The sequence below is a fragment of the Pseudomonas sp. BRM28 genome, assembly GCF_002939405.1.
Taxonomy (GTDB): Bacteria; Pseudomonadota; Gammaproteobacteria; order Pseudomonadales; family Pseudomonadaceae; genus Aquipseudomonas; species Aquipseudomonas palmensis.
Genome location: NZ_PEFV01000001.1, coordinates 1,064,325 through 1,084,651, shown reverse-complemented (window position 1 = coordinate 1,084,651; position 20,327 = coordinate 1,064,325). Strand labels below are relative to the sequence as shown.

At 64.4% G+C, this 20,327-nt stretch carries 20 protein-coding genes and 1 other RNA gene; 5 read left to right on the top strand and 16 right to left on the bottom strand.

Translation table 11 applies throughout. From position 1 onward, the window contains the following. Window positions 1-12: 12 nt before the first annotated feature. From CR917_RS05165 to rsmI, 15 genes are all read right to left on the bottom strand, one after another. Window positions 13-879 carry a cell division protein FtsQ/DivIB gene (locus CR917_RS05165; protein ID WP_043862070.1) on the bottom strand — a complete coding sequence of 289 codons (867 nt, stop codon included), beginning with the start codon at window positions 877-879 and terminating at the stop codon, window positions 13-15. 4 nt (window positions 880-883) lie between these two features. Continuing rightward, a complete protein-coding gene (locus CR917_RS05160) occupies window positions 884-1,840 on the bottom strand; it encodes a D-alanine--D-alanine ligase (RefSeq protein WP_043862069.1) in 957 nt (318 codons plus the stop codon). Continuing rightward, the gene (murC, locus tag CR917_RS05155) at window positions 1,837-3,291 is read right to left on the bottom strand and encodes a UDP-N-acetylmuramate--L-alanine ligase (RefSeq protein ID WP_043862068.1); all 1,455 of its coding nucleotides are present in this window, start codon (window positions 3,289-3,291) and stop codon (window positions 1,837-1,839) included. Before murC ends, CR917_RS05160 begins: the two co-directional genes overlap by 4 nt. Next, a complete protein-coding gene (gene murG, locus CR917_RS05150; protein WP_104571975.1) occupies window positions 3,284-4,363 on the bottom strand; it encodes an undecaprenyldiphospho-muramoylpentapeptide beta-N-acetylglucosaminyltransferase in 1,080 nt (359 codons plus the stop codon). Before murG ends, murC begins: the two co-directional genes overlap by 8 nt. Next, a complete protein-coding gene (ftsW, locus tag CR917_RS05145; RefSeq protein ID WP_054914837.1) occupies window positions 4,353-5,567 on the bottom strand; it encodes a putative lipid II flippase FtsW in 1,215 nt (404 codons plus the stop codon). Before ftsW ends, murG begins: the two co-directional genes overlap by 11 nt. Next, a complete protein-coding gene (gene murD, locus CR917_RS05140; RefSeq protein ID WP_104571974.1) occupies window positions 5,564-6,910 on the bottom strand; it encodes a UDP-N-acetylmuramoyl-L-alanine--D-glutamate ligase in 1,347 nt (448 codons plus the stop codon). Before murD ends, ftsW begins: the two co-directional genes overlap by 4 nt. A 6-nt stretch (window positions 6,911-6,916) precedes the next feature. Next, entirely contained in the window at window positions 6,917-7,999 is a 1,083-nt protein-coding gene (gene mraY / locus CR917_RS05135; protein WP_043862064.1) for a phospho-N-acetylmuramoyl-pentapeptide-transferase, read from the bottom strand. After that, window positions 7,999-9,366, bottom strand: coding sequence for a UDP-N-acetylmuramoyl-tripeptide--D-alanyl-D-alanine ligase (murF, locus tag CR917_RS05130; protein WP_058540877.1), 1,368 nt, complete (start codon window positions 9,364-9,366; stop codon window positions 7,999-8,001). The genes mraY and murF overlap by 1 nt, the downstream gene beginning before the upstream one ends. After that, window positions 9,359-10,825, bottom strand: a complete 1,467-nt coding sequence (locus CR917_RS05125) for a UDP-N-acetylmuramoyl-L-alanyl-D-glutamate--2,6-diaminopimelate ligase (protein ID WP_078479520.1) — start codon at window positions 10,823-10,825, stop codon at window positions 9,359-9,361. Before CR917_RS05125 ends, murF begins: the two co-directional genes overlap by 8 nt. Continuing rightward, window positions 10,825-12,558 (bottom strand): penicillin-binding protein 2, encoded by a 1,734-nt coding sequence (locus CR917_RS05120; protein ID WP_162484872.1) that lies wholly within the window; start codon window positions 12,556-12,558, stop codon window positions 10,825-10,827. Before CR917_RS05120 ends, CR917_RS05125 begins: the two co-directional genes overlap by 1 nt. Next, window positions 12,558-12,851, bottom strand: a complete 294-nt coding sequence (gene ftsL / locus CR917_RS05115) for a cell division protein FtsL (protein WP_043862060.1) — start codon at window positions 12,849-12,851, stop codon at window positions 12,558-12,560. Before ftsL ends, CR917_RS05120 begins: the two co-directional genes overlap by 1 nt. Beyond that, on the bottom strand, window positions 12,848-13,795 hold the full coding sequence (gene rsmH / locus CR917_RS05110; protein ID WP_043862059.1) for a 16S rRNA (cytosine(1402)-N(4))-methyltransferase RsmH: 948 nt from the start codon (window positions 13,793-13,795) through the stop codon (window positions 12,848-12,850). Before rsmH ends, ftsL begins: the two co-directional genes overlap by 4 nt. Next, complete coding sequence (gene mraZ / locus CR917_RS05105) at window positions 13,792-14,247, bottom strand: division/cell wall cluster transcriptional repressor MraZ (protein WP_043862058.1); 456 nt, start codon at window positions 14,245-14,247, stop codon at window positions 13,792-13,794. Before mraZ ends, rsmH begins: the two co-directional genes overlap by 4 nt. A 308-nt stretch (window positions 14,248-14,555) precedes the next feature. Beyond that, window positions 14,556-14,915, bottom strand: an RNA gene (gene rnpB / locus CR917_RS05100) — RNase P RNA component class A. A 67-nt stretch (window positions 14,916-14,982) separates the two neighbouring features. Further along, window positions 14,983-15,858: a 16S rRNA (cytidine(1402)-2'-O)-methyltransferase gene (rsmI, locus tag CR917_RS05095; protein ID WP_043862057.1), complete on the bottom strand. Its 876-nt coding sequence runs from the start codon at window positions 15,856-15,858 to the stop codon at window positions 14,983-14,985. 188 nt (window positions 15,859-16,046) lie between these two features. Between rsmI and CR917_RS05090 the strand changes: the two genes are divergently transcribed. The 5 genes from CR917_RS05090 (at window position 16,047) to CR917_RS05070 (ending at window position 19,847) form a co-directional block, all read left to right on the top strand. Further along, window positions 16,047-17,861, top strand: coding sequence for a penicillin-binding protein activator (locus CR917_RS05090; RefSeq protein WP_104571973.1), 1,815 nt, complete (start codon window positions 16,047-16,049; stop codon window positions 17,859-17,861). Then, the gene (locus CR917_RS05085; RefSeq protein ID WP_043862055.1) at window positions 17,861-18,232 is read left to right on the top strand and encodes a YraN family protein; all 372 of its coding nucleotides are present in this window, start codon (window positions 17,861-17,863) and stop codon (window positions 18,230-18,232) included. The genes CR917_RS05090 and CR917_RS05085 overlap by 1 nt, the downstream gene beginning before the upstream one ends. Before the next feature lie 135 nt (window positions 18,233-18,367). Next, a complete protein-coding gene (locus tag CR917_RS05080; RefSeq protein WP_043862054.1) occupies window positions 18,368-18,961 on the top strand; it encodes a phosphoheptose isomerase in 594 nt (197 codons plus the stop codon). After that, window positions 18,958-19,536: a BON domain-containing protein gene (locus CR917_RS05075; protein ID WP_043862053.1), complete on the top strand. Its 579-nt coding sequence runs from the start codon at window positions 18,958-18,960 to the stop codon at window positions 19,534-19,536. Before CR917_RS05080 ends, CR917_RS05075 begins: the two co-directional genes overlap by 4 nt. Window positions 19,537-19,628: 92 nt before the next feature. After that, window positions 19,629-19,847 carry a YgdI/YgdR family lipoprotein gene (locus CR917_RS05070; RefSeq protein WP_043862052.1) on the top strand — a complete coding sequence of 73 codons (219 nt, stop codon included), beginning with the start codon at window positions 19,629-19,631 and terminating at the stop codon, window positions 19,845-19,847. A 45-nt stretch (window positions 19,848-19,892) separates the two neighbouring features. Here CR917_RS05070 and CR917_RS05065 read toward each other — a convergent pair whose 3' ends face one another. Beyond that, complete coding sequence (locus CR917_RS05065; protein ID WP_043862051.1) at window positions 19,893-20,321, bottom strand: ClpXP protease specificity-enhancing factor; 429 nt, start codon at window positions 20,319-20,321, stop codon at window positions 19,893-19,895. Window positions 20,322-20,327 lie beyond the last annotated feature (6 nt).

The following is a 20,327-nucleotide window of genomic DNA, read 5'->3' as shown; positions in this document are numbered from 1 at the left end:
TCCTGCCTCTCTCTAATTCTTCGCAACAGCGGGTTGGGCTGTCGTCGGTGCATTCGGTTCCCGCCAGCCAACGGCCAGGCCATTGGCGTAACGCAGATCGATGCGGGCGATGTTCGTGATCTGTTCTTTGAGCGTCTTGTCGTAAATGGCAATGAAGCGGCGCATCTTTTCCACCAGATGGTCGCGCCCCAGCAGCAACTCGATACCCGGCCCGGCGCTGCCGGCACCGGTGGTCAGGAACCAGCTGCCCCGCTCGCGCAGTTCCAGCCGGGCGATCGAGAAGCCCATGGGCCGCAACATCTGGCTCAGTACCTGATATTGCTGCATCACTTGCTGCTGCGCCCGCTGCGGCCCGAACAGCTGCGGCAGGTGCTCGTAGTTGGCCAGCTCGCGCGGGGTGAAGGCCTGGCCCTGGTTGTTGAGCAGGGCCTCGTCGCCCCAGCGCGCCACCGGCAGCTGTTCCTCGAGGCGGATCACCACTTCGTCCGGCCACACGCGGCGCACTTCGGCATGCGCGATCCACGGCATCTGCTCGAGCTCGGTGCGCATGCTGGCCAGGTCGACGGTGAAGAAGCTGGCGGCCACATAGGGCGCGATACGCTGCTGCACGGCCTGCTGGCTGATGTAGCTCAGGTCGCCCTGCACGGCGATCTTGGTGATCGGCCGGTCGGCATACGGCATCAGGCGCTGTGCGCCCTCGTAGGCACCGAACCCGGCCACTACCAGCAGAACCGGCCACAGCAGACGCTTGAACACGCTGAAATTGGCCTTGGGCAGGCGCGCCGACAGTGGCTCCTTGGCCACCATCCGGCTGGCACCGCGCGGCACCGGCTTGCGGCCGGTGGCGGGTTGCTGATGACGTACCATCGCGCCTTGCATGGGCTTAACCTCGCGCCTCGACGCTGGCCGCCAGGATCGCCAGCACCAACTGCTGGAAGTCCAGGCCGGCCGCGCGTGCCGCCATTGGGACCAGGCTGTGATCGGTCATGCCTGGTGCGGTGTTGACTTCCAGAGGCCAGAAGTTGCCCTGCTCGTCCTGCATCACGTCCAGACGACCCCAGCCGGCAATGCCGATGGCGTCGCACGCACGTGCGGTCAGTTCGATCAGTTCCTGTTCCTTGGCAGCGTCCAGGCCGCACGGAATGCGGTACTGGGTATCGTTGGCGACGTACTTGGCGTCGTAGTCGTAGAACGTGTGCGGGGTGCCCAGCGCAATCGGCGGCAGCACCTGGCCGCGCAGCACGGCAATGGTGAACTCCGGACCGTGAATCCATTGTTCAACCAATACTTGCGAGTCGTAGGTGGCGGCGTCCTTCCAGGCAACGATCAATTCTTCGACGCTGCTCACTTTCGCCATACCGATACTGGAGCCTTCATGGGCCGGTTTGACGATCAAAGGGAAGCCCAGTTCCGCGCCCGCAGAAATACAGTCTTGCTCGCTGGCCAGCACCGCGTGGTGCGGGGTTGGAATACCCAGGCTTTTCCACACCTGTTTGGTGCGCAACTTGTCCATCGCCAGGGCCGACGCCAGGATGCCGCTGCCGGTGTAGGGGATACCCAGGCACTCGAGCAGGCCCTGCATGCTGCCGTCTTCACCGCCACGGCCGTGGAGAATGATGAAGGCGCGGTCGAGCTTCTCGCGCTGCAGACGGTCGAGCAGATCGTCACCCACATCGATGGCGATCACCTCGACGCCGGCGCTGGTGAGCGCCTCGATCACTGCGGCGCCGGACTTGAGCGACACCTCGCGCTCGGCGCTCTTGCCGCCGTACAGCACGCCGACACGGCCGAAGGCCTTCGGGTCGATGGTCGAGTGCAGCTTGGAGTATTGAGCAGTCATTTGGCCTTCCCTGCGGTGGCAACCGCGCCCGCGAACAATGGGCTTTTCAACAATTGCGGGGCCAGGCCACCGATGTCGCCGGCACCCTGGCACAGCAGGATGTCACCGGCACGCAGCAGCGGCTTGACCAATGGCGCCAGCTCGATGCCGCGCTCGATGTAGATCGGGTCCAACTGGCCACGCTGACGGATGCTGTGGCACAGCTGGCGGCTGTCAGCCCCCGGGATCGGCTCTTCGCCGGCCGGGTAGACCTCCATCAGCAGCAGCACGTTGGCATCGGCCAGCACCTGCACGAAGTCGTCGTACAGGTCGCGGGTACGGCTGTAGCGGTGCGGCTGGTAAACCATCACCAGGCGGCGCTCCGGCCAGCCACCGCGCACGGCCTTGATCACGGCCGCCACTTCGGTGGGGTGGTGACCGTAGTCGTCCACCAGCATCACGCTGCCACCGTCGACCGGCAGTTCGCCGTACACCTGGAAACGTCGGCCCACGCCCTGGAAGCCCGAAAGCCCCTGCACGATGGCCTCGTCGCTGATGCCCTCGTCGGTGGCGATGGCAATGGTGGCCAGTGCATTGAGCACATTGTGGTTGCCCGGCATGTTCACCGACACGTCCAGCGGCTCGCGGTCACGGCGCAGCACGGTGAAGTGGGTCTGCATGCCCGACTGGCGCACATTGATCGCGCGCACGTCGGCTTCCTCGGCAAAGCCGTAGGTCACTGCCGGGCGCTTGACCAGCGGCAGGATCTCGCGCACCACCGGATCATCCAGGCACACCACGGCCAGGCCGTAGAACGGCAGGTTGTGGAGGAACTCGACGAAGGTCTTCTTCAGCTTGTTGAAGTCGCCCTCATAGGTCGCCATGTGGTCGGCGTCGATGTTGGTGACCACGGCCACCAGCGGCTGCAGGTGCAGGAAGCTGGCGTCGCTTTCGTCGGCTTCGGCAATCAGGTAGCGGCTGGTACCCAGTTGTGCATTGGTACCTGCTGCGTTCAGCCGGCCACCGATCACGAAGGTCGGGTCCAGGCCGCCGGCGGCGAACACCGAGGCCAGCAGGCTGGTGGTGGTGGTCTTGCCGTGGGTACCGGCTACCGCGATGCCGTGACGATAGCGCATCAGTTCGGCGAGCATCTCGGCACGCGGTACCACGGGGATACGCCGCTCAAGGGCCGTCGCCACTTCCGGGTTGGCCGTATTGATGGCACTGGACACCACCAGTACATCGGCACTGGCGGCGTTCTCGGCGCGGTGGCCAAGGAAGATTTCGGCACCAAAGGACTCCAGGCGCTCGGTGACCGGCGAGGCCTTGAGGTCCGAGCCGGAAACCTGGTAACCCAGGTTGAGCAATACCTCGGCAATACCGCACATGCCCACGCCGCCGATACCGACGAAGTGGATGCGGCGGATACGGCGCATTTCAGGTTGCGGGATGGCTTTCTGGCTTTCAACCATGGGCCACCTCCAGGCAGATATCGACCACGGTGCTGGTAGCCGCGGGTTTGGCCAGGCGTCGTGCGGTGCTGGCCATGGTGTCGAGTTTTTGCGGTTGCATCAGTACCTCGTTCAGGCGTTCAGCGAGCTGCGCTGCGCCAGTTGTCGCTTGCGGCATCAGGAAGGCGGCGCCTTCACGTGCCAGATAGTGGGCGTTGTGGGTCTGGTGATCGTCGATGGCATGGGGCAGCGGCACCAGCATCGAGGGCAGACCGGCCGCAGCCAGTTCGCTGACGGTCAGCGCACCGGCCCGGCAGATCACCAGGTCGGCCCAGCCATAGGCGTGGGCCATGTCTTTGATGAACGGCTCTACCTGAGCCTCGATCCCGGCCTCGCGATAGCGCTCGGCGGTAATCTGGTCATGCTGCTTGCCGGCCTGGTGGAACACCTCGGGGCGCAGGGCCTCGGGTACCAGGGCCAGGGCCTGCGGCAACAGTTTGTTCAACGGCTCCGCGCCCAGGCTGCCGCCCAGCACCAGCAGGCGCGCGCGGCGCCCGGCCAGTGGCTCGCGCACAGGCTCCAGGAACAGCTCGCCGCGCACCGGGTTGCCGGTGGTGCGCAGTTTGTCGCTGGCCTCGAAGGTGTTCGGGAAAGCTTCGCAGACTCGGCCTGCCAGCGGCACCAGCAGCCGATTGGCGGTACCGGCCTTGGCGTTCTGCTCGTGGATCACCACGGGCACGCCAGCCAGCTTCGCCGCCACACCGCCCGGGCCGGTCACATAGCCGCCAAAGCCGACCACACACACCGGCTTGAGCCGACGGATGATGCGCCGCGCCTGCAGCACCGCCTTGAACAGGGTGAACGGCGCCTTGAGCAGCGACAGCTTGCCCTTGCCACGCAAGCCGGTGACCTGGATCAGGTGCAGTTGCAACCCGGCCTGGGGCACCAGCTCGTTTTCGATACCGCGTGGGGTGCCCAGCCAGTGCACGGTGTAACCGCGTGCCTGGAACTCACGGGCGCAGGCCAGGGCCGGGAACACGTGGCCCCCGGTGCCGCCTGCCATGATCAATACGTTTTTGCCTTCAACGGCCATGTCTTGGCTCCTCGGCAAAATCGCTCTCATCGAATTCATGCTCTTCGCTGCCCAGGTGCGTGCGGCTCTCCCACTCGATGCGCAGCAGCAGGCCCATGCACACGCAGCAGATCACCAACGAGCTGCCGCCGTAGCTGAGGAACGGCAGGGTCAGGCCCTTGGTCGGCAGCAGGCCGACGTTCACCCCGATGTTGATCAGGAACTGGCCGATCCACAGGAAGGCCAGGCCGTAGGCCATGTAGGCGGCAAAGAACTGCTTGGCTTTCTCGGCCCACAGACCGATGTACATCGCGCGCAGGCTGACGAACACGAACAGCGCAACGGTCAGCAGCGAACCGACCACGCCCAGCTCTTCGGCCAGTACCGAGAACACGAAGTCGGTGTGTGCTTCGGGCAGGTAGAACTGCTTCTGCACGCTGTTGCCCAGGCCCACGCCCAGCCACTCACCGCGACCGAACGCAATCAGGGCCTGGGTCAGCTGATAGCCGGAACCGAACTGATCCGACCAGGGGTCGGTGAAGGTGATCAGGCGCGCCATCCGGTAGGGCTGCGCCTGTACCAGAATGAACACCGCCGCCACCGCCAGCACCACCATCAGGCTGAAGCGGAACAGCCCCACCCCGCCCAGGAACAGCATCGCCGCGGCGGCGCCCATCATCACCACCGTGGCGCCGAAGTCCGGCTCCATCAGCAGCAGGCCGGCCATCGGCAGCAGCACGATGAACGGCTTGAAGAAGCCCATCCAGCTCTCGCGCACCTCGGTCTGGCGGCGCACCAGGTAGCCCGCCAGGTAGATCACCACGAACACCTTGGCGATTTCGGAAGGCTGCACGTTGAAGAAGCTGAAGCCGATCCAGCGCATCGAGCCGTTCACTTCGCGGCCGATGCCCGGCACCAGTACCAGCACCAGCAACCCGAAGGCACCGACCAGCATCATGAAGCCCATGCGCTGCCAGGTGGCGATCGGCACCATCATGGTGACGACGCAGGCGACCAGGCCGATGGCCACGTACACCAGGTGACGGATCATGTGGTAAAGCGGGTTGCCCGACTGCAACGCGGCCACTTCCGAGGAGGCCGAGGTGATCATCACCAGGCCAAGGCCCAGCAGCGCCAGGCAGCCAGCGAGCATGGCGAAATCGAGGTCGATGCCGCGACCGGTGACCAGGGGGGACGGATAAGGCTTGATGATGCCGAAGATCATGCCAGCCCCTCCACGGCCTGGGCGAACAGGCGCCCACGCTCTTCGAAGTTCTTGAACATGTCCAGGCTTGCGCAGGCAGGCGACAGCAGCACGGCGTCGCCTGGCTGGGCCAGCGCGGCGCCCTGCTGCACGGCCTCGTCGAGGCTGCTGACGCGAATCAGCGGCACGCTGTCGCCCAACGCCTGGGCCAGGCGCTCGGCATCACGGCCCAGCAGCACCACGGCGCGGCAGTGCGCCGCCACCGGGGCACGCAGCGCCGAGAAATCCGCGCCCTTGCCGTCGCCGCCGGCCACCAGCACCAGCTTGCCGTCGATATCCGCACCCAGGCCTTCGATGGCCGCCAGCGCGGCACCGACGTTGGTGGCCTTGGAGTCGTCGTACCAGCTCACGCCGTCACGCTCGCGCAGCCACTGGCAACGGTGGGCCAGGCCGGCAAAGGTGCGCAGGCTGGCCAGCATGGCGTCGAACGGCAGGCCTGCAGCATGCCCCAGGGCCAGCGCCGCGAGGGCGTTGGACTGGTTGTGCGCACCACGGATCTTCAGCTCGCGCACCGGCATCAGGGTCTGGAACTCGAACGCCAGGTACTTCTCGCCGTTCTCTTCGCGCAGCCCGAAGCCCTTGAAGTCGGGCACATTCAGGCCGAACGTCCAGCACGGCACGTTTTCCATCGGCAGCGGACGGCTCAGGGCATCCTGGCGGTTGACCACCACCTGCCGTGCGCCACGGAAGATCCGGTGCTTGGCCAGGTGATAGGCCGGCAGGCCGCTGTAGCGGTCCATGTGGTCTTCGCTGACGTTGAGCACGGTGGCCACTTCGGCATTCAGCTGATCGGTGGTCTCCAGCTGGAAGCTCGACAGCTCCATCACGTACAGCTCGATGGCGTCGTCCAGCAGGTCCAGTGCCGGGGTACCGAGGTTACCGCCCACTGCCACACGTTTGCCTGCCGCAACGGCCATCTCCCCGACCAGGGTGGTGACGGTGCTCTTGGCATTGGAACCGCTGATGGCAATGATCGGCGCCTTGGCATTGCGCGCGAACAACTCGATGTCGCCCGACAGCTTCACGCCGCGGGCGGCCGCCTGCTGCAGGGCCGGGGTCGCAAGGGCCAGGCCGGGGCTGACGTACAGCTCGTCGGCACGGCACAGGAACTCCACATCCAGTTCGCCACAACGCACTTCCACCTGCGGGTAGTCGCGACGCAAGGTCGCCAGCTCCGGCGGGTTCTCGCGGGTATCGGCCACCGCAAACGCAATGCCCCGGTTCGCCAGGAAGCGAACCAGGGACATGCCGCTCTTGCCGAGGCCGACAACGATGCGGAAGTGGTCAGACGCGATCAGGGACACTCGTTTCTACCTCAGTTTCAGGGTGGCAAGGCCGAACAGCACGAGAATCACGGTGATGATCCAGAAGCGGACGATCACCCGAGGCTCGGGCCAACCCTTGAGTTCAAAGTGGTGGTGGATCGGTGCCATGCGAAACACGCGCTTGCCGGTCAGCTTGAAGGAAGCCACCTGGATCACCACCGACAGGGTCTCCATCACGAACACGCCGCCCATGATGAACAGCACGATCTCCTGACGCACGATCACGGCAATGGTGCCCAACGCGGCACCCAGTGCCAGGGCACCGACGTCACCCATGAACACCTGCGCCGGGTAGGTGTTGAACCACAGAAAGCCCAGGCCCGCGCCGATCAGCGCGCCGCAGAACACGATAAGCTCGCCGGCGCCCGGCACGTAGGGGATCAGCAGGTATTCGGCGAACTTCACGTTGCCCGACAGGTAGCAGAAGATACCCAGCGCACCACCGACCATCACCGTCGGCATGATCGCCAGGCCGTCCAGGCCGTCGGTCAGGTTGACCGCGTTGCTCGAGCCCACGATGACGAAATAGGTCAGCACCACGAAGCCGATGCCCAGCGGGATGGTGACATCCTTGAGCATCGGCACGATCAGGGTGGTTTCCACGCTGGTGGGCGCGGTCATGTACAGGAAGATCGCCGCGCCCAGGCCGAACACCGATTGCCAGAAGTACTTCCAGCGGCTTGGCAGGCCACGCGAGTTCTTCTCGATCACCTTGCGGTAGTCGTCGACCCAGCCGATGGCGCCGAACAGCAGGGTGACGATCAGCACCACCCACACATAACGGTTGGTCAGGTCGGCCCACAGCAGCGTGCTCACGCCAATGGCAGACAGAATCAGCGCACCGCCCATGGTCGGGGTGCCGGACTTGGAGAGGTGCGATTGCGGGCCGTCATTGCGCACGGCTTGACCGATCTGGCGAATCTGCAGGGTACGAATCATCCAGGGGCCCAACCACAGGGCCAGCGACAACGCGGTCAGTACACCCAGAATCCCGCGCAGGGTCAGGTACTGAAAGACCGCGAAGCCTTTGTAGAACTGTTGCAGATACTCAGCCAGCAGCAGCAGCATTAATGTTTCTCCCCGCTGGAACCGCACAAGGCCGCCACGACGTTTTCCATCGCAGCGCTGCGCGAACCCTTGATCAAAATGGTGGTGTTGTTGGCCTGCTCGACGCGAACGGCGTCGATCAAGTCAGCTTGAGTGGCGAAATGATGGGCCCCGGTGCCAAATGCCTTGACCGCTTCGGCCATCATCGGGCCCACGGCATAAAGTGCTGCAACCTTGCCCCTGGCGTATGCGCCGACCTGCCGATGCCCTTCCTCGGCCCACTGGCCCAATTCGCCAATATCCCCGAGCACCAGGACGGTACGCCCGGAAAAGCCGGCGAGTATATCAACGGCAGCGCACATGGAGGTGGGGTTTGCGTTGTAACTGTCGTCGATCACGCGCACACCGGTGGGCGCCATGTGCACCACGGTGCGGCCCTTGACCGGCTGCACCGCGTCAAGACCCTCGACGATGCCTTCCAGTGTCACGCCGAAAGCCTGTGCGGCAGCCGCGGCGGCCAGGGCGTTGCTGACATTGTGAGTGCCCAGCAGGTTGAGCTGGACGCGGGCGTTGCCCAGCGGGCTGCGCAATTCGAAACCGGGGCAGCCGCGTTCGTCGTGGCGAATGTCGGTGGCATGAAAATCTGCGTCGGCATTGGCCAGGGCAAAAGTGATCACAGGGTGATGGCCGGCGCGCTGCTTCCAGATGCCGAACGCCTTGTCATCCAGGTTCAATACCGCCACGCCATCCTGGCCCAGGCCTTCGAGGATCTCGCCCTTGGCTTCGACGATTTTCTCCGGCCCGCCGAACTCACCCACATGAGCGGTACCGGCGTTGTTGATGATCACCACCTGCGGCCGGGTCAGGCCGACGGTGTAGGCGATTTCGCCGATGCGCGAGGCGCCCAGCTCGATGACCGCCGCCGTATGGTGCGGGGCCAGCTCCAGCAGGGTAAGCGGTGCGCCGAAGTCGTTGTTGAGGTTGCCACGGGTGGCCAGTACCGGCCCGCGGGTGCGCAGGATGCTGGCCAGCATCTCCTTGACCGTGGTCTTGCCACTGGAGCCGGTGATTGCGGCAACCGGCTTGTCGAAGGCGGCGCGATTGAGCGCCCCCAACTGGCCCAGGCCCAGGCGGGTATCGGCAACCACCAGTTGCGGCAGGCTGCTGCCCGGCACTTCGTGCTGCACCAGCGCCGCAACGGCGCCCTTGGCTGCCACTTCGTCCAGGTAATCGTGACCGTCGAAACGCGGCCCGGCCAGGGCGACGAACAACTGGCCAGGGGTGATCGCGCGGCTGTCGATGCTGACGCCATCGAAGGTTGCATCCTGGCCATGCAGGCGGCCCTGCAGCGGCGCTACCAACTGGCTGAGGGACATTGACTCAAGCATTCGGGGCCTCCCAGGCTGCCAGGGCTCTCTCGGCCTCGACCAGGTCGGAGAAGTCATGGCGCTCGCCGTTGATCTCCTGGTAATCCTCGTGCCCCTTGCCCGCCAGCACGATGACGTCGTCGGCAGCGGCGGTGGCAATCAGGTGCGCAATCGCCGGGCCACGGCCGGCGATGAACTCGACGCTTTCACCCCGGGCGAAGCCTGGGCGGATATCGTCGAAAATCTGCTGGGGCGCCTCGCTGCGCGGGTTGTCGTCGGTGACCAGCACGCGGTCGGCCAGGCGCTCGGCCACTTCGGCCATCAGCGGGCGCTTGCCGCGATCGCGGTCGCCGCCGCAGCCGAACAGGCACAGCAGCTTGCCTTGCGCATGGGGACGCAGGGCTTCGAGGACCTTTTCCAGGGCATCGGGGGTGTGAGCGTAATCGACCACCACCAACGGCTTGCTGCCACCGCCCAGGCGCTGCATGCGCCCTACAGGGCCTTCGAGCTGCGGCGTGACCTTGAGAATTTCGTCCAGCGGATGATCCATCGCCATCAGCGTGCCGACCGCGGCCAGCATGTTGCTGAGGTTGAAGCGCCCGAGCAGGCGGCTGCGCAGCATATGCTCGCCCTGTGCCGTTACCAGCACCGCACGCACGCCATCGTCGTCGAACTTCGCTTCGCGGCAGTACAGCGAGGCGGCAGCGTCGACGAGGCTATAGCTGATCAGGCGCGAATCACCCTTCTGCGCCGCCAGCTCACGCCCGAAGGCATCGTCCAGATTGACCACCCGCGAGCGCAGGTCGGGCCAGGCGAACAGGCGCGCCTTGGCGGCCTGGTAGGCCTCCATGCTGCCGTGGTAGTCCAGGTGATCGCGTGACAGGTTGGTCATTACCACGATGTCGAAGGCCAGTGCCGCTACCCGGCCCTGTTCCAGCGCATGGGAGGACACTTCCATGGCCACGGCCTTGGCGCCAGCCTTCTTCAGGTCGCCCAGAGTCGACTGCACGGCAATCGGATCTGGCGTGGTCAGCCGGCCACTTTGCAGCTGGCCGTAGAAACCGGTACCCAGGGTGCCGATCAGGCCGCAGTGCTGGCCCAGCAGGTCGAGCGCCTGGGCCACCAGCTGGGTGACGCTGGTCTTGCCGTTGGTGCCGGTCACGCCGATCAGCTCGAGCTGGCGGCTCGGCTCGCCATAGAAGCGCCCCGCGATATCCGACAGCTGGGCAATCAGGCCCTTGACCGGAATCATCGGCACATCGGTGATCGGCAGCACGGTGGTGTTCTGCACTTCATAGGCCACGGCTGCCGCGCCGCGCTTGAGCGCATCGGCAATATGCTCACGGCCGTCGACACGCGCACCCGGCACCGCCAGGAACAAGTCCCCGGCGCGGACCTTGCGGCTGTCCAGGGTCAGTTCGCGGATCAACGGGTCGTTGTTGCCGCTCAGGGCAAACAGCTTACTCAATGGCATCGACATCAACCGCGCCCTCCCTTGGCGGGCGCAGCACCGGCCTGCTGCTGTGGAGTAGGAGCCGGCAGGTTGTCTGGCGGCACGTTCATCAGTCGCAGGGTGCCGGACATGACCTTGCTGAATACCGGCGCCGATACCAGGCCGCCGAAGTAGCCACCCTTGCTCGGCTCGTCGATCACCACCACGATGGCATAGCGCGGATCGCTCATCGGGCCGAAGCCGGTGAACAGCGAGCGGTAGGCGTTCTCGGTGTAGCCCTTGGAACCGACGGTGGCCTTACGGGCCGTACCCGACTTGCCGCCCACGTGATAGGAAGGCACCTGCGCACGGAACACGCCACGTGGCGCTTCGATGACCTGCTGCAGCATGCCCTGAATAGTCTTGGCGGTATCCTCGGGCACCACCTGGGTGGCTTCCGGGGTCTTGTCCACCTTGAGAATACTCAGCGGTACCATCTTGCCGTTGTTGGCCAGCGCGGCGTAGGCATGCACCAGCTGCAACGCGGTCACCGACAGGCCGTAGCCGTAGGACAGGGTCGCGGTCTCGGCCTTGCGCCACTCGCGGTGGTTGGGCAGGTTGCCGACACGCTCGCCCGGGAAGCCCAGGCCGGTGTACTGGCCCAGGCCCAGTTGCGACATCACGCGGTAGATGGATTCGCCACCGATATCGAAGGCGATCTTGCTCATGCCCACGTTACTGGAGTTGATCAGGATGCCGGTCAGGTCGAGGATCGGGCCTTCGCTCCTGGACACGTCACGAATGGTGTAGCGGCCCAGCTGCAGGGTGCCCGGATAGACCTCGACTTTGTCCGTCGGCTTCCAGCGCCCACTTTGCAGGGCGGCGCTCATGGAGAAAGGCTTGACCGTGGAGCCCGGCTCGAACACGTCGATGATGGCACGGTTGCGCATCGCCGCCGGGAACATGCTGCGGCGGTTGTTGGGGTTGTAGGTGGGCTGGTTGACCATGGCCAGCACTTCGCCGGTCTTCACATCCATGATCACCAGGCTACCGGCCTTGGCTTCCTGTTCGGCAATCGCGTTACGCAATTCGCGGGTGGCCAGGTACTGCAGACGCAGGTCGATGGACAACGCCAAGGTCTTGCCGGCCTTGGCGTTCTTGGTGACCTGTACGTCCTTGATCAGCCGGCCGCGCCGGTCCTTGATCACCTGCCGCTTGCCGGGCACCCCGGCCAGCCACTCGTCGTAGGCGAGCTCCACCCCCTCGCGACCGTGATCGTCGAGGTCGGTGAACCCGACCATGTGCGCAGCGACATCGCCGGCGGGATAGAAGCGGCGGAACTCCTCGATGCCGTACACGCCGGGCACCTTGAGGTCGAGCACCACCTGGCCCTGCTCCGGGGTAAGGCCGCGGACCAGGTAGATGAATTCCTTGTTGGCCTGCTGTTCGAGGCGCTCGGCCAGTTGCTGCGGGTTCTGCTTGAGCGCGGCGGCAAGCGCCGGCCAGCGGTCCTTGGCAGCCTGCATTTCCTTGGGGTTGGCCCACAGGGTGGTGACCGGCGTACTCACGGCCAGCGGCTCGCCGTTGCGGTCGGTGATCAGCCCGCGGTGCGCAGGAATCGGAATGTGACGCAGGCTGCGGGCATCGCCCTGCCCCTTGAGGAAGTCGCGGTCGACCACCTGCAGGTCGACGATACGCCAGGCAATGGCCCCCACCATGATCACCAGCAGGCCGACCACAACGCGGAACCGCCACGGGTAGAGTGCGCCTTCAAGTTTCATCATGGCGCCACCATCCGTACTTCGTCAGCGGCGGGAATGCGCATGTGCAGCTGTTCGCTGGCCAGGTTCTCGATGCGGCTGTGGGCGGTCCAGGTGCTCTGCTCCAGAATCAACCGGCCCCACTCGGCCTGCGCCTTGTCGCGTTCGTTCAGCTCGCCGTACAGGGTATTGAGCAACTGGCGGTTCCAGTGCGCACTGTAGGACACCGCCACCGACGAAACGAGCACGCCAATGAACAGCAGCAGCATCAGGAAGCTGCCGCCTGGCAAAGGCTTGGCAAAAAGCCTGCTCAACGCAGCTTCTCCGCCACACGCATGACCGCACTACGCGAGCGCGGGTTGGCCTTGAGCTCGGCCTCGGAGGCGAACTGCGCCTTGCCATGGACCTTGATCTTGGGCTCGAAGGGCTTGTGTTGTACCGGCAGGTTGCGCGGCAGGTTGTCGGCCTCTCCCTTGGCCAGCTTGCGCATGAACAGCTTGACGATGCGGTCTTCCAGCGAATGGAAGCTGATGACCACCAGACGGCCACCGATCTCGAGCGTGTCGAGGGCAGCCTCGAGCCCGGCTTCGAGGTCGCCCAGCTCGTTGTTGACGTGAATGCGCAGCCCCTGGAAAGCACGGGTGGCGGGGTTCTTGCCCTTTTCCCACGCGGGGTTTGCGACCTTGAGCACTTCGGCGAGGTCGGCGGTACGGGTAAAGGGTTGCTGCTCGCGACGGGCGACCACGGCGTTGGCCATGCGCTTGGCGAAACGCTCTTCGCCGTACTCCTTGAACACGCGGGCGATTTCTTCGGCCGGCGCGGTGGCGATGAATTCGGCGGCGCTGACGCCACGACTCGGGTCCATGCGCATGTCCAGCGGGCCGTCGTTCATGAAACTGAAGCCGCGCTCGGGGTCATCGAGCTGCGGCGAGGACACGCCCAGGTCGAGCAAGATGCCATTGACCTTGCCGGACAGGCCCCGCTCGGCGACTTCGGCGCCCAGCTCGGCGAAACTGCGCTGCACAATGACAAAGCGGCCGTCTTCGGCCGCCAGCGCTTGCCCGGTGGCAATCGCTTGTGGGTCCTTGTCGAACCCCAGCAGCCGGCCCTGCGGCCCCAGGTGCTGGAGAATCAGCCGGCTGTGCCCGCCACGCCCGAAGGTGCCATCCAGATAGCAGCCATCGGCGCGTACGGCGAGAGCCTCGACGGCTTCGTCAAGCAGTACGGTGATGTGTTTGAAGCCACTATCTATAGTCACAGGATCAGATCACGCAGTTCATCAGGCATCGCGCCCGGTTGTTGAATGGCCACCAGGTCAGCTGCAGCAACAGCGTTCCAGGCGTCCTCGTCCCACAGTTGGAATTTGTTCAGTTGCCCCACCAGCATCGCCCGCTTGTCCAGCTTGGCGTACTCGCGCAGACGCGGTGGCACCAGGAAACGCCCACTGCCGTCGAGCTCCAGATCCACCGCATTGCCGATCAGCAGACGCTGCAGGCGACGGTTCTCTTCGCGTAACGACGGCAAGGCACGCAGCTTGGCTTCGATCAGTTCCCACTCATCCAGCGGATACACGCACAAGCAGGGATCAACCGCGTCGATCGTCACGATCAACTGCCCGGAACTGCGCGAATCGAGCTCGTCACGGTACCGGCTCGGCATTGCGAGACGGCCTTTTGCGTCGAGGTTGATTGCGTTGGCTCCGCGAAACACGGCTGCACTTCCCTAAATGTTAGCTTTTTTGTGTCTGAAAACCCACTTCATGCCACTTTCCGCCACTTGCGCACACTATAGGAATCCGCCCACCACACCGTCAAGGCGCGCTTATAAGGAAAACCCTTACAGATCGGCGATTTAGAGCAACAAGGCGATACAAAGAGGAGAAACGAGAGGGGTTTTGACGGGGAAAGGCAAATTCACTCAAACGGATAGAGTGCAAAGTTAAAGTGATTTATGAAGAGTAAGATTTTTTTGGTATTACCAGAACACATCTGCTATCGAATCAAGCAGGAAGGGAAAAGGTGGAGAGTCGATCTGTAAGCCGGGTTCTGTCGAGGACAGTCATTCCTCTACGACGGCCATCACTGGACGCCTTTAGCAACCTACCCGGTTCCAACGCGGGCCGCGCCATATGGAACCCTATTTGGTCTTGCTCCGAGTGGGGTTTACCTAGCCACGGACTGTTGCCAGCCGTGCGGTGCGCTCTTACCGCACCTTTTCACCCTTACCGGCACCGAAGTGCTTAGGCGGTTATTTTCTGTGGCACTTTCCGTAGGCTCACGCCCCCCAGGCATTACCTGGCACTCCGCCCTATGGAGCCCGGACTTTCCTCCCCCCTCTTTTGCGGAACAAAAGAAGGCAGCGACTGTCCAATCGACTCTCCGCCGCAAAGGTTAACGGCAGCGGGCCCCGAGAACAAGCGATAAAACAAATAATATCACTATGACATTAGTGGTCTTTCTGTTTTTCCAACGCTATTTGATACAAAACATTCTTCCGCACCCCGGTAATTTCCGCCGCCAGGGCTGCTGCACGCTTGAGCGGCATCTCTGCCAGCAGAAGATCAAGCACGCGCATCACTTCGCTGCTCACGGCCTCTTCGTTCTCCGGGGCGGTCCAGCCCGCCACCAGCACCACGCACTCCCCACGCTGCTGATTGCTGTCGTTTTCGACAAACGCGCGCAGCTCGGCCAGGGGCAGCCCCTTCAGGGTCTCGAAGGTCTTGGTCAGCTCACGAGCCAGCAACGCCGGCCGTTCGCCGCCAAACACCGCCTCCATGTCCTGCAGACACTCCAGAATGCGGTGCGGCGCCTCATAGAAAATCAGCGTACGGGGTTCTTCCTTGACCTGGCTCAGGCGTGCGCGGCGACCTACCGCCTTGGCCGGCAGAAAACCCTCGAAGATGAACCGGTCGGACGGCAGGCCCGCCGCCGACAACGCCGCTATCAGTGCGCAGGCGCCCGGTACCGGCACCACATCGATGCCCGCCGCTCGCGCCTGGCGCACCAGGTGGTAGCCCGGGTCAGAGATCAGCGGCGTACCGGCATCGGAGATCAACGCCACATCGTCGCCGGCCAGCAGGCGCGTGATGAAGCGGCTGCCCTCGTCGCGCTCGTTGTGCTCGTGACAGGCGGCCAGCGGCGTGTTGATGCCGAAGTGCTGCAGCAGGCGAACCGAGTGGCGCGTGTCCTCGGCCGCGATCAGCGCCGCCTCGCGCAGCACCTTCAAGGCCCGGGCGCTCATGTCATCCAGGTTGCCAATGGGCGTAGCCACCACGAAAAGCTTGCCGGCAGTGGAATTGGAAGCACCTGGAGCATCGGTCACAGCACACACCTGTAAATAGAGAACAAAGCGCCATTGTAGCCTGTAAGGCGGCAACAATGCGTTACCCACAGCGGCGGCACGCCTGCGCAGGGCAACCTATATTGAAGGATTAACGCCAGCAAGATCGCGCCCCGGCCAGCGCTTGGGTACAATTGCAGGTTAATTTGATCGAGTAACAGGATTTTTACATGATCGCTTGCCTGCGGCTGCTCTCAGCCCTCTGCCTCGCTGCCCTGCTGGCAGCCTGCGCCAGTTCGCCCTCGTCCAGCCTGGGTGAGCTGCCGCGCACTCCGGATGCCAGCATCGAGCAACTGCTCGACCAGGCCGCCACCAGCAAGACGCTTGAAAAGGCCGCATTGTTGCGCCTGAGCGCCGCTGACCTGGCCTACCACCAGAAAGACTTCGCACGGGCCTCGCGGATCCTCGAGCAGGTGCCGCTAGATACCCTCAAGCCGGCCCAGCAAGTGTTCGCCAGCACCCTTGGCGCCGAGCTGGCGATGAGCCGCAACCAGCCCAAGGCCGCCCTCACCGCCCTGAGCCACCCGAGCCTGGCCCGGTTGGACGAACTGCCGCCCGAGCTTCAGGTGCGCACCCGCAGCGTGCACGCCGCCGCCCTGGAAGCCGATGGCCAGACCCTGGCTGCCGCGCAACAGCGCGTCGCCATGGCTCCCCTGCTCAGCGGCGCCGCCGCCAGTGCCAACCACGAGGCCATCTGGAACCTGGTTGCCGCCCTGCCCACCGAACAACTGCAAGGCACCGGCACCGACGTGATGGCCGGCTGGACCAGCCTGGCCCTGGCCGTCAAGAGCGCCGGCACCCTCGAACAGCAGCAGGCCGCCATCGAAAGCTGGCGCAACCAGCACGCCGGCCACCCTGCCGCCGTGCAACTGCCACAGCCCCTGCTCAAACTCAAGGAACTGGCCAGCCAACCGCTGACCAAGATCGCCCTGCTGCTGCCCCAGGAAGGCCCGCTGGCAGGTGTCGCCCGCGCCCTGCGCGACGGCTTCATGGCGGCGCACTTCCAGGCCCAGCAGGCCGGCCAGAAGCCGCCTTCGGTCGAAGTCTTCGACAGCTCGCGCCTGACCTCCCTCGATGACTTCTACCGCAAGGCCCAGGCCAGCGGCGTCCAGCTGGTGGTAGGCCCGCTCGAGAAGAACCTGGTCAAGCAGTTGAGCGCCTACCCGCAACTGCCGATCACCACCCTGGCACTGAACTACAGCGACGCCGGCCAGACCGGCCCGGCGCAACTGTTCCAGTTCGGCCTGGCCGCCGAAGACGAAGCCCGCGAAGTCTCGCGCCGCGCCCAGGCCGACGGCATGCGTCGTGCCGTGGCCCTGGTGCCGAGCGGCGAATGGGGCGATCGCGTACTCAAGGCCTTCCGCCAGGACTGGGAAGCCAAGGGCGGCACCCTGATTGCCGCTGCCCACGTGTCGCAGCCGGTAGCCCTGGCCCAGCAGATCGCCGACCTGTTCCAGCTGCGCCAGAGCGAAGGCCGCGCCAAGAGCCTGCAGAGCACCGTGGGCGGCAGTGTCTCGGCACAGCCATCGCGTCGCCAGGACATCGATTTCATCTTCCTGGCCGCAACCCCGACCCAGGCCCAGCAGATCAAGCCGACACTGAACTTCCAGTACGCCGGTGACGTACCGGTGTACGCCACCTCCAACGTGTACAGCGCCAGCGGCAACGTCAACGAGTACAACGACATGAACGGCATTCGCTTCTGCGAAACGCCGTGGCTGCTCGACACCGGCAACAGCCTGCGCCAGCAGGTGGTACGCAAGTGGCCGCAAGCGGCCGGCAGCATCGGTCGCCTGTACGCGATGGGTGCCGATGCCTACAGCCTCGCGCCGCGCCTGGGCCAGCTCAAGGCACTGCCGGACAACCGTATCGAAGGCCTGTCCGGCAGCCTGAGCATGAGCGCCAACCAGCGCATCGAGCGCCAGTTGCCATGGGCCGAGTTCACCGGCGGTCAGGTCAAGCGCCTGCCGGACACCCCGCGCTGATGCCCGACGGTTCTCGCCAGGCCGCGGGTATCGCGGCCGAACAGCAGGCCCTGCATTACCTTCAGGCGCAGGGCCTGCAGTTGCTGGCGCAGAACTGGCGATGCAAACGCGGCGAGCTTGATCTGGTCATGCTTGACGGCGATACAGTAGTATTCGTCGAAGTCCGCTACCGGCTGCACGCGGGCTTTGGCGGAGCACTGGCCAGCGTCGATACCCGCAAACAGCAAAAACTGGTGCTAGCGGCCCAGTATTTTCTGCAGCAGGAGGCGCGCTGGGCCAACCAGCCCTGTCGTTTCGACGTGATTGCCCTGCAGGGCCGCGGCCACTCGGGCACACCGCTCGACTGGCTGAAGAACGCTTTCGACAGTTGAACCCGCCCCGCTTGATGCATCCGTTACCCACTCAACTTTTTTGCTCTTTGTTTCGCGGGCTGCACAGTCATGTGCCGCAGGATCTTCAAGACGTTGCGACACGCCCGACCAGCCGCCCCACTTAAGGTCACACAGATGGACATGCAATCCCGAATTCGCCAGCTATTCCAGGCCAGCATCAACACCAAGCAACAGGCGATGGAAGTCCTTGCACCACACATCGAGCAAGCCAGTCAGGTGATGGTCAACGCGCTGCTCAACGAGGGCAAGATGCTCGCCTGCGGCAACGGCGGCTCGGCGGGCGATGCCCAGCACTTCTCGTCCGAACTGCTCAACCGCTTCGAGCGCGAGCGCCCGAGCCTGCCGGCCATCGCGCTGACCACCGACAGCTCGACCATTACCTCGATCGCCAACGACTACAGCTACAACGAGATCTTCTCCAAGCAGATCCGCGCCCTGGGCCAACCGGGCGACGTGCTGCTGGCGATTTCCACCAGCGGCAACTCGGCGAACATCATTCAGGCGATCCAGGCCGCACATGATCGCGAAATGATTGTCGTAGCTCTGACCGGACGCGATGGCGGCGGCATGGCCTCGCTGCTGCTGCCCGAAGATGTGGAGATTCGCGTACCGGCCACCGTCACCGCACGCATCCAGGAAGTCCACCTGCTGGCGATCCACTGCCTTTGCGACTTGATCGACAGCCAATTGTTCGGGAGTGAAGAATGACCCCTAATCGCCTTGGCCTGATGGCCCTGACCCTGTGCCTGAGCATCACCGGCTGCAGTTCGGTGATTACTGCCAGCCGCGAAAACCCGATCGAGGACGATCGCGGCACCCGCACCTTCGGCAGCAAGATCGACGACTCGCTGATCGAAACCAAGGTAGCGGTAAACGTGGCCAAGGCCAGCCCGGACCTGGACAAGAACTCGCACATCGTCGTCACCAGCTTCAACGGCATCGTGCTGCTGGCCGGGCAGACCCCGCGCGCCGACCTCAAGAGCCTGGCCGAGCAGACCGCCGGTCAGGTGCAGCGGGTCAAGAAGGTGCACAACGAACTTCAGGTGCTGCCGCCCTCCTCACTGCTGGCGCGCAACAATGACGCCTGGCTGACCACCAAGATCAAGGCCCAGATGCTGACCGACAGCAACATCCCCGGCTCGCGCATCAAGGTGGTGACCGAGAACGGCATCGTCTACCTGCTGGGCCTGCTGACCCAGCAGGAAGCCAATCAGGCCACCAACCTGGTGCAAGGCGTGTCGGGTGTGCAGAAGATCGTCAAGCTGTTCGAATACATCGACTGACCGCGGCTTCACGCCCTTCGCCGGCCTCGCCGGTGAAGGGCGTGAAGCCGCCGGCGCACCGCAACCCCCACCGACACCCCACAGGAATACCCATGAAGAACGGCCTGTTCGCCACCCTGCTGATCGCTACCTTCGCCACCCTGGCCGGCTGCTCCACCCCAAGCCTGATCACCCTCAATGACGGCCGTGAGTTCCAGGCGGTCGACGCGCCGAAACTCGAACGCAGCTCCGGCTTCTACGAGTTCCAGCAGCTCGACGGCAAACGCACCCGTGTGAACAAGGATCAGGTGCGCACCATCACCGACCTGTAAGCACACAGGCCCAAAAAAAAGGCGACCCCGCAAGGTCGCCTTTTTTCATTTCACCACTTTCAGGCTCGGACGCCCACTTGGCCGCGGCGGCTGCCCGCCACTCGGCGGACCGTCATCATCCGGCTCGACGCCCTCGTCCTCGAGGTCGTCATCCTCCATCAGGGGCGGCTCGAGTTCGAACACCATGCCCTGGCCATTCTCACGGGCATAGATACCCAGGATGGCGCCGGCAGGCACGTACAGCGTGTGGGCAACCCCACCGAAACGCCCCTCGAAGCTCACGGCTTCGTTATCCATGTGCAAGTGACGCACGGCATTGGGCGACACGTTCAAAACGATCTGGCCATCGCTGGCGAAGCCCTGAGGCACCTGCACCGCAGGGTACTCGGCATTGACCAGCATGTGCGGCGTGCAATCGTTGTCCACGATCCACTCATACAAGGCTCGCACCAGATACGGACGACTGGAGTTCATCAACGG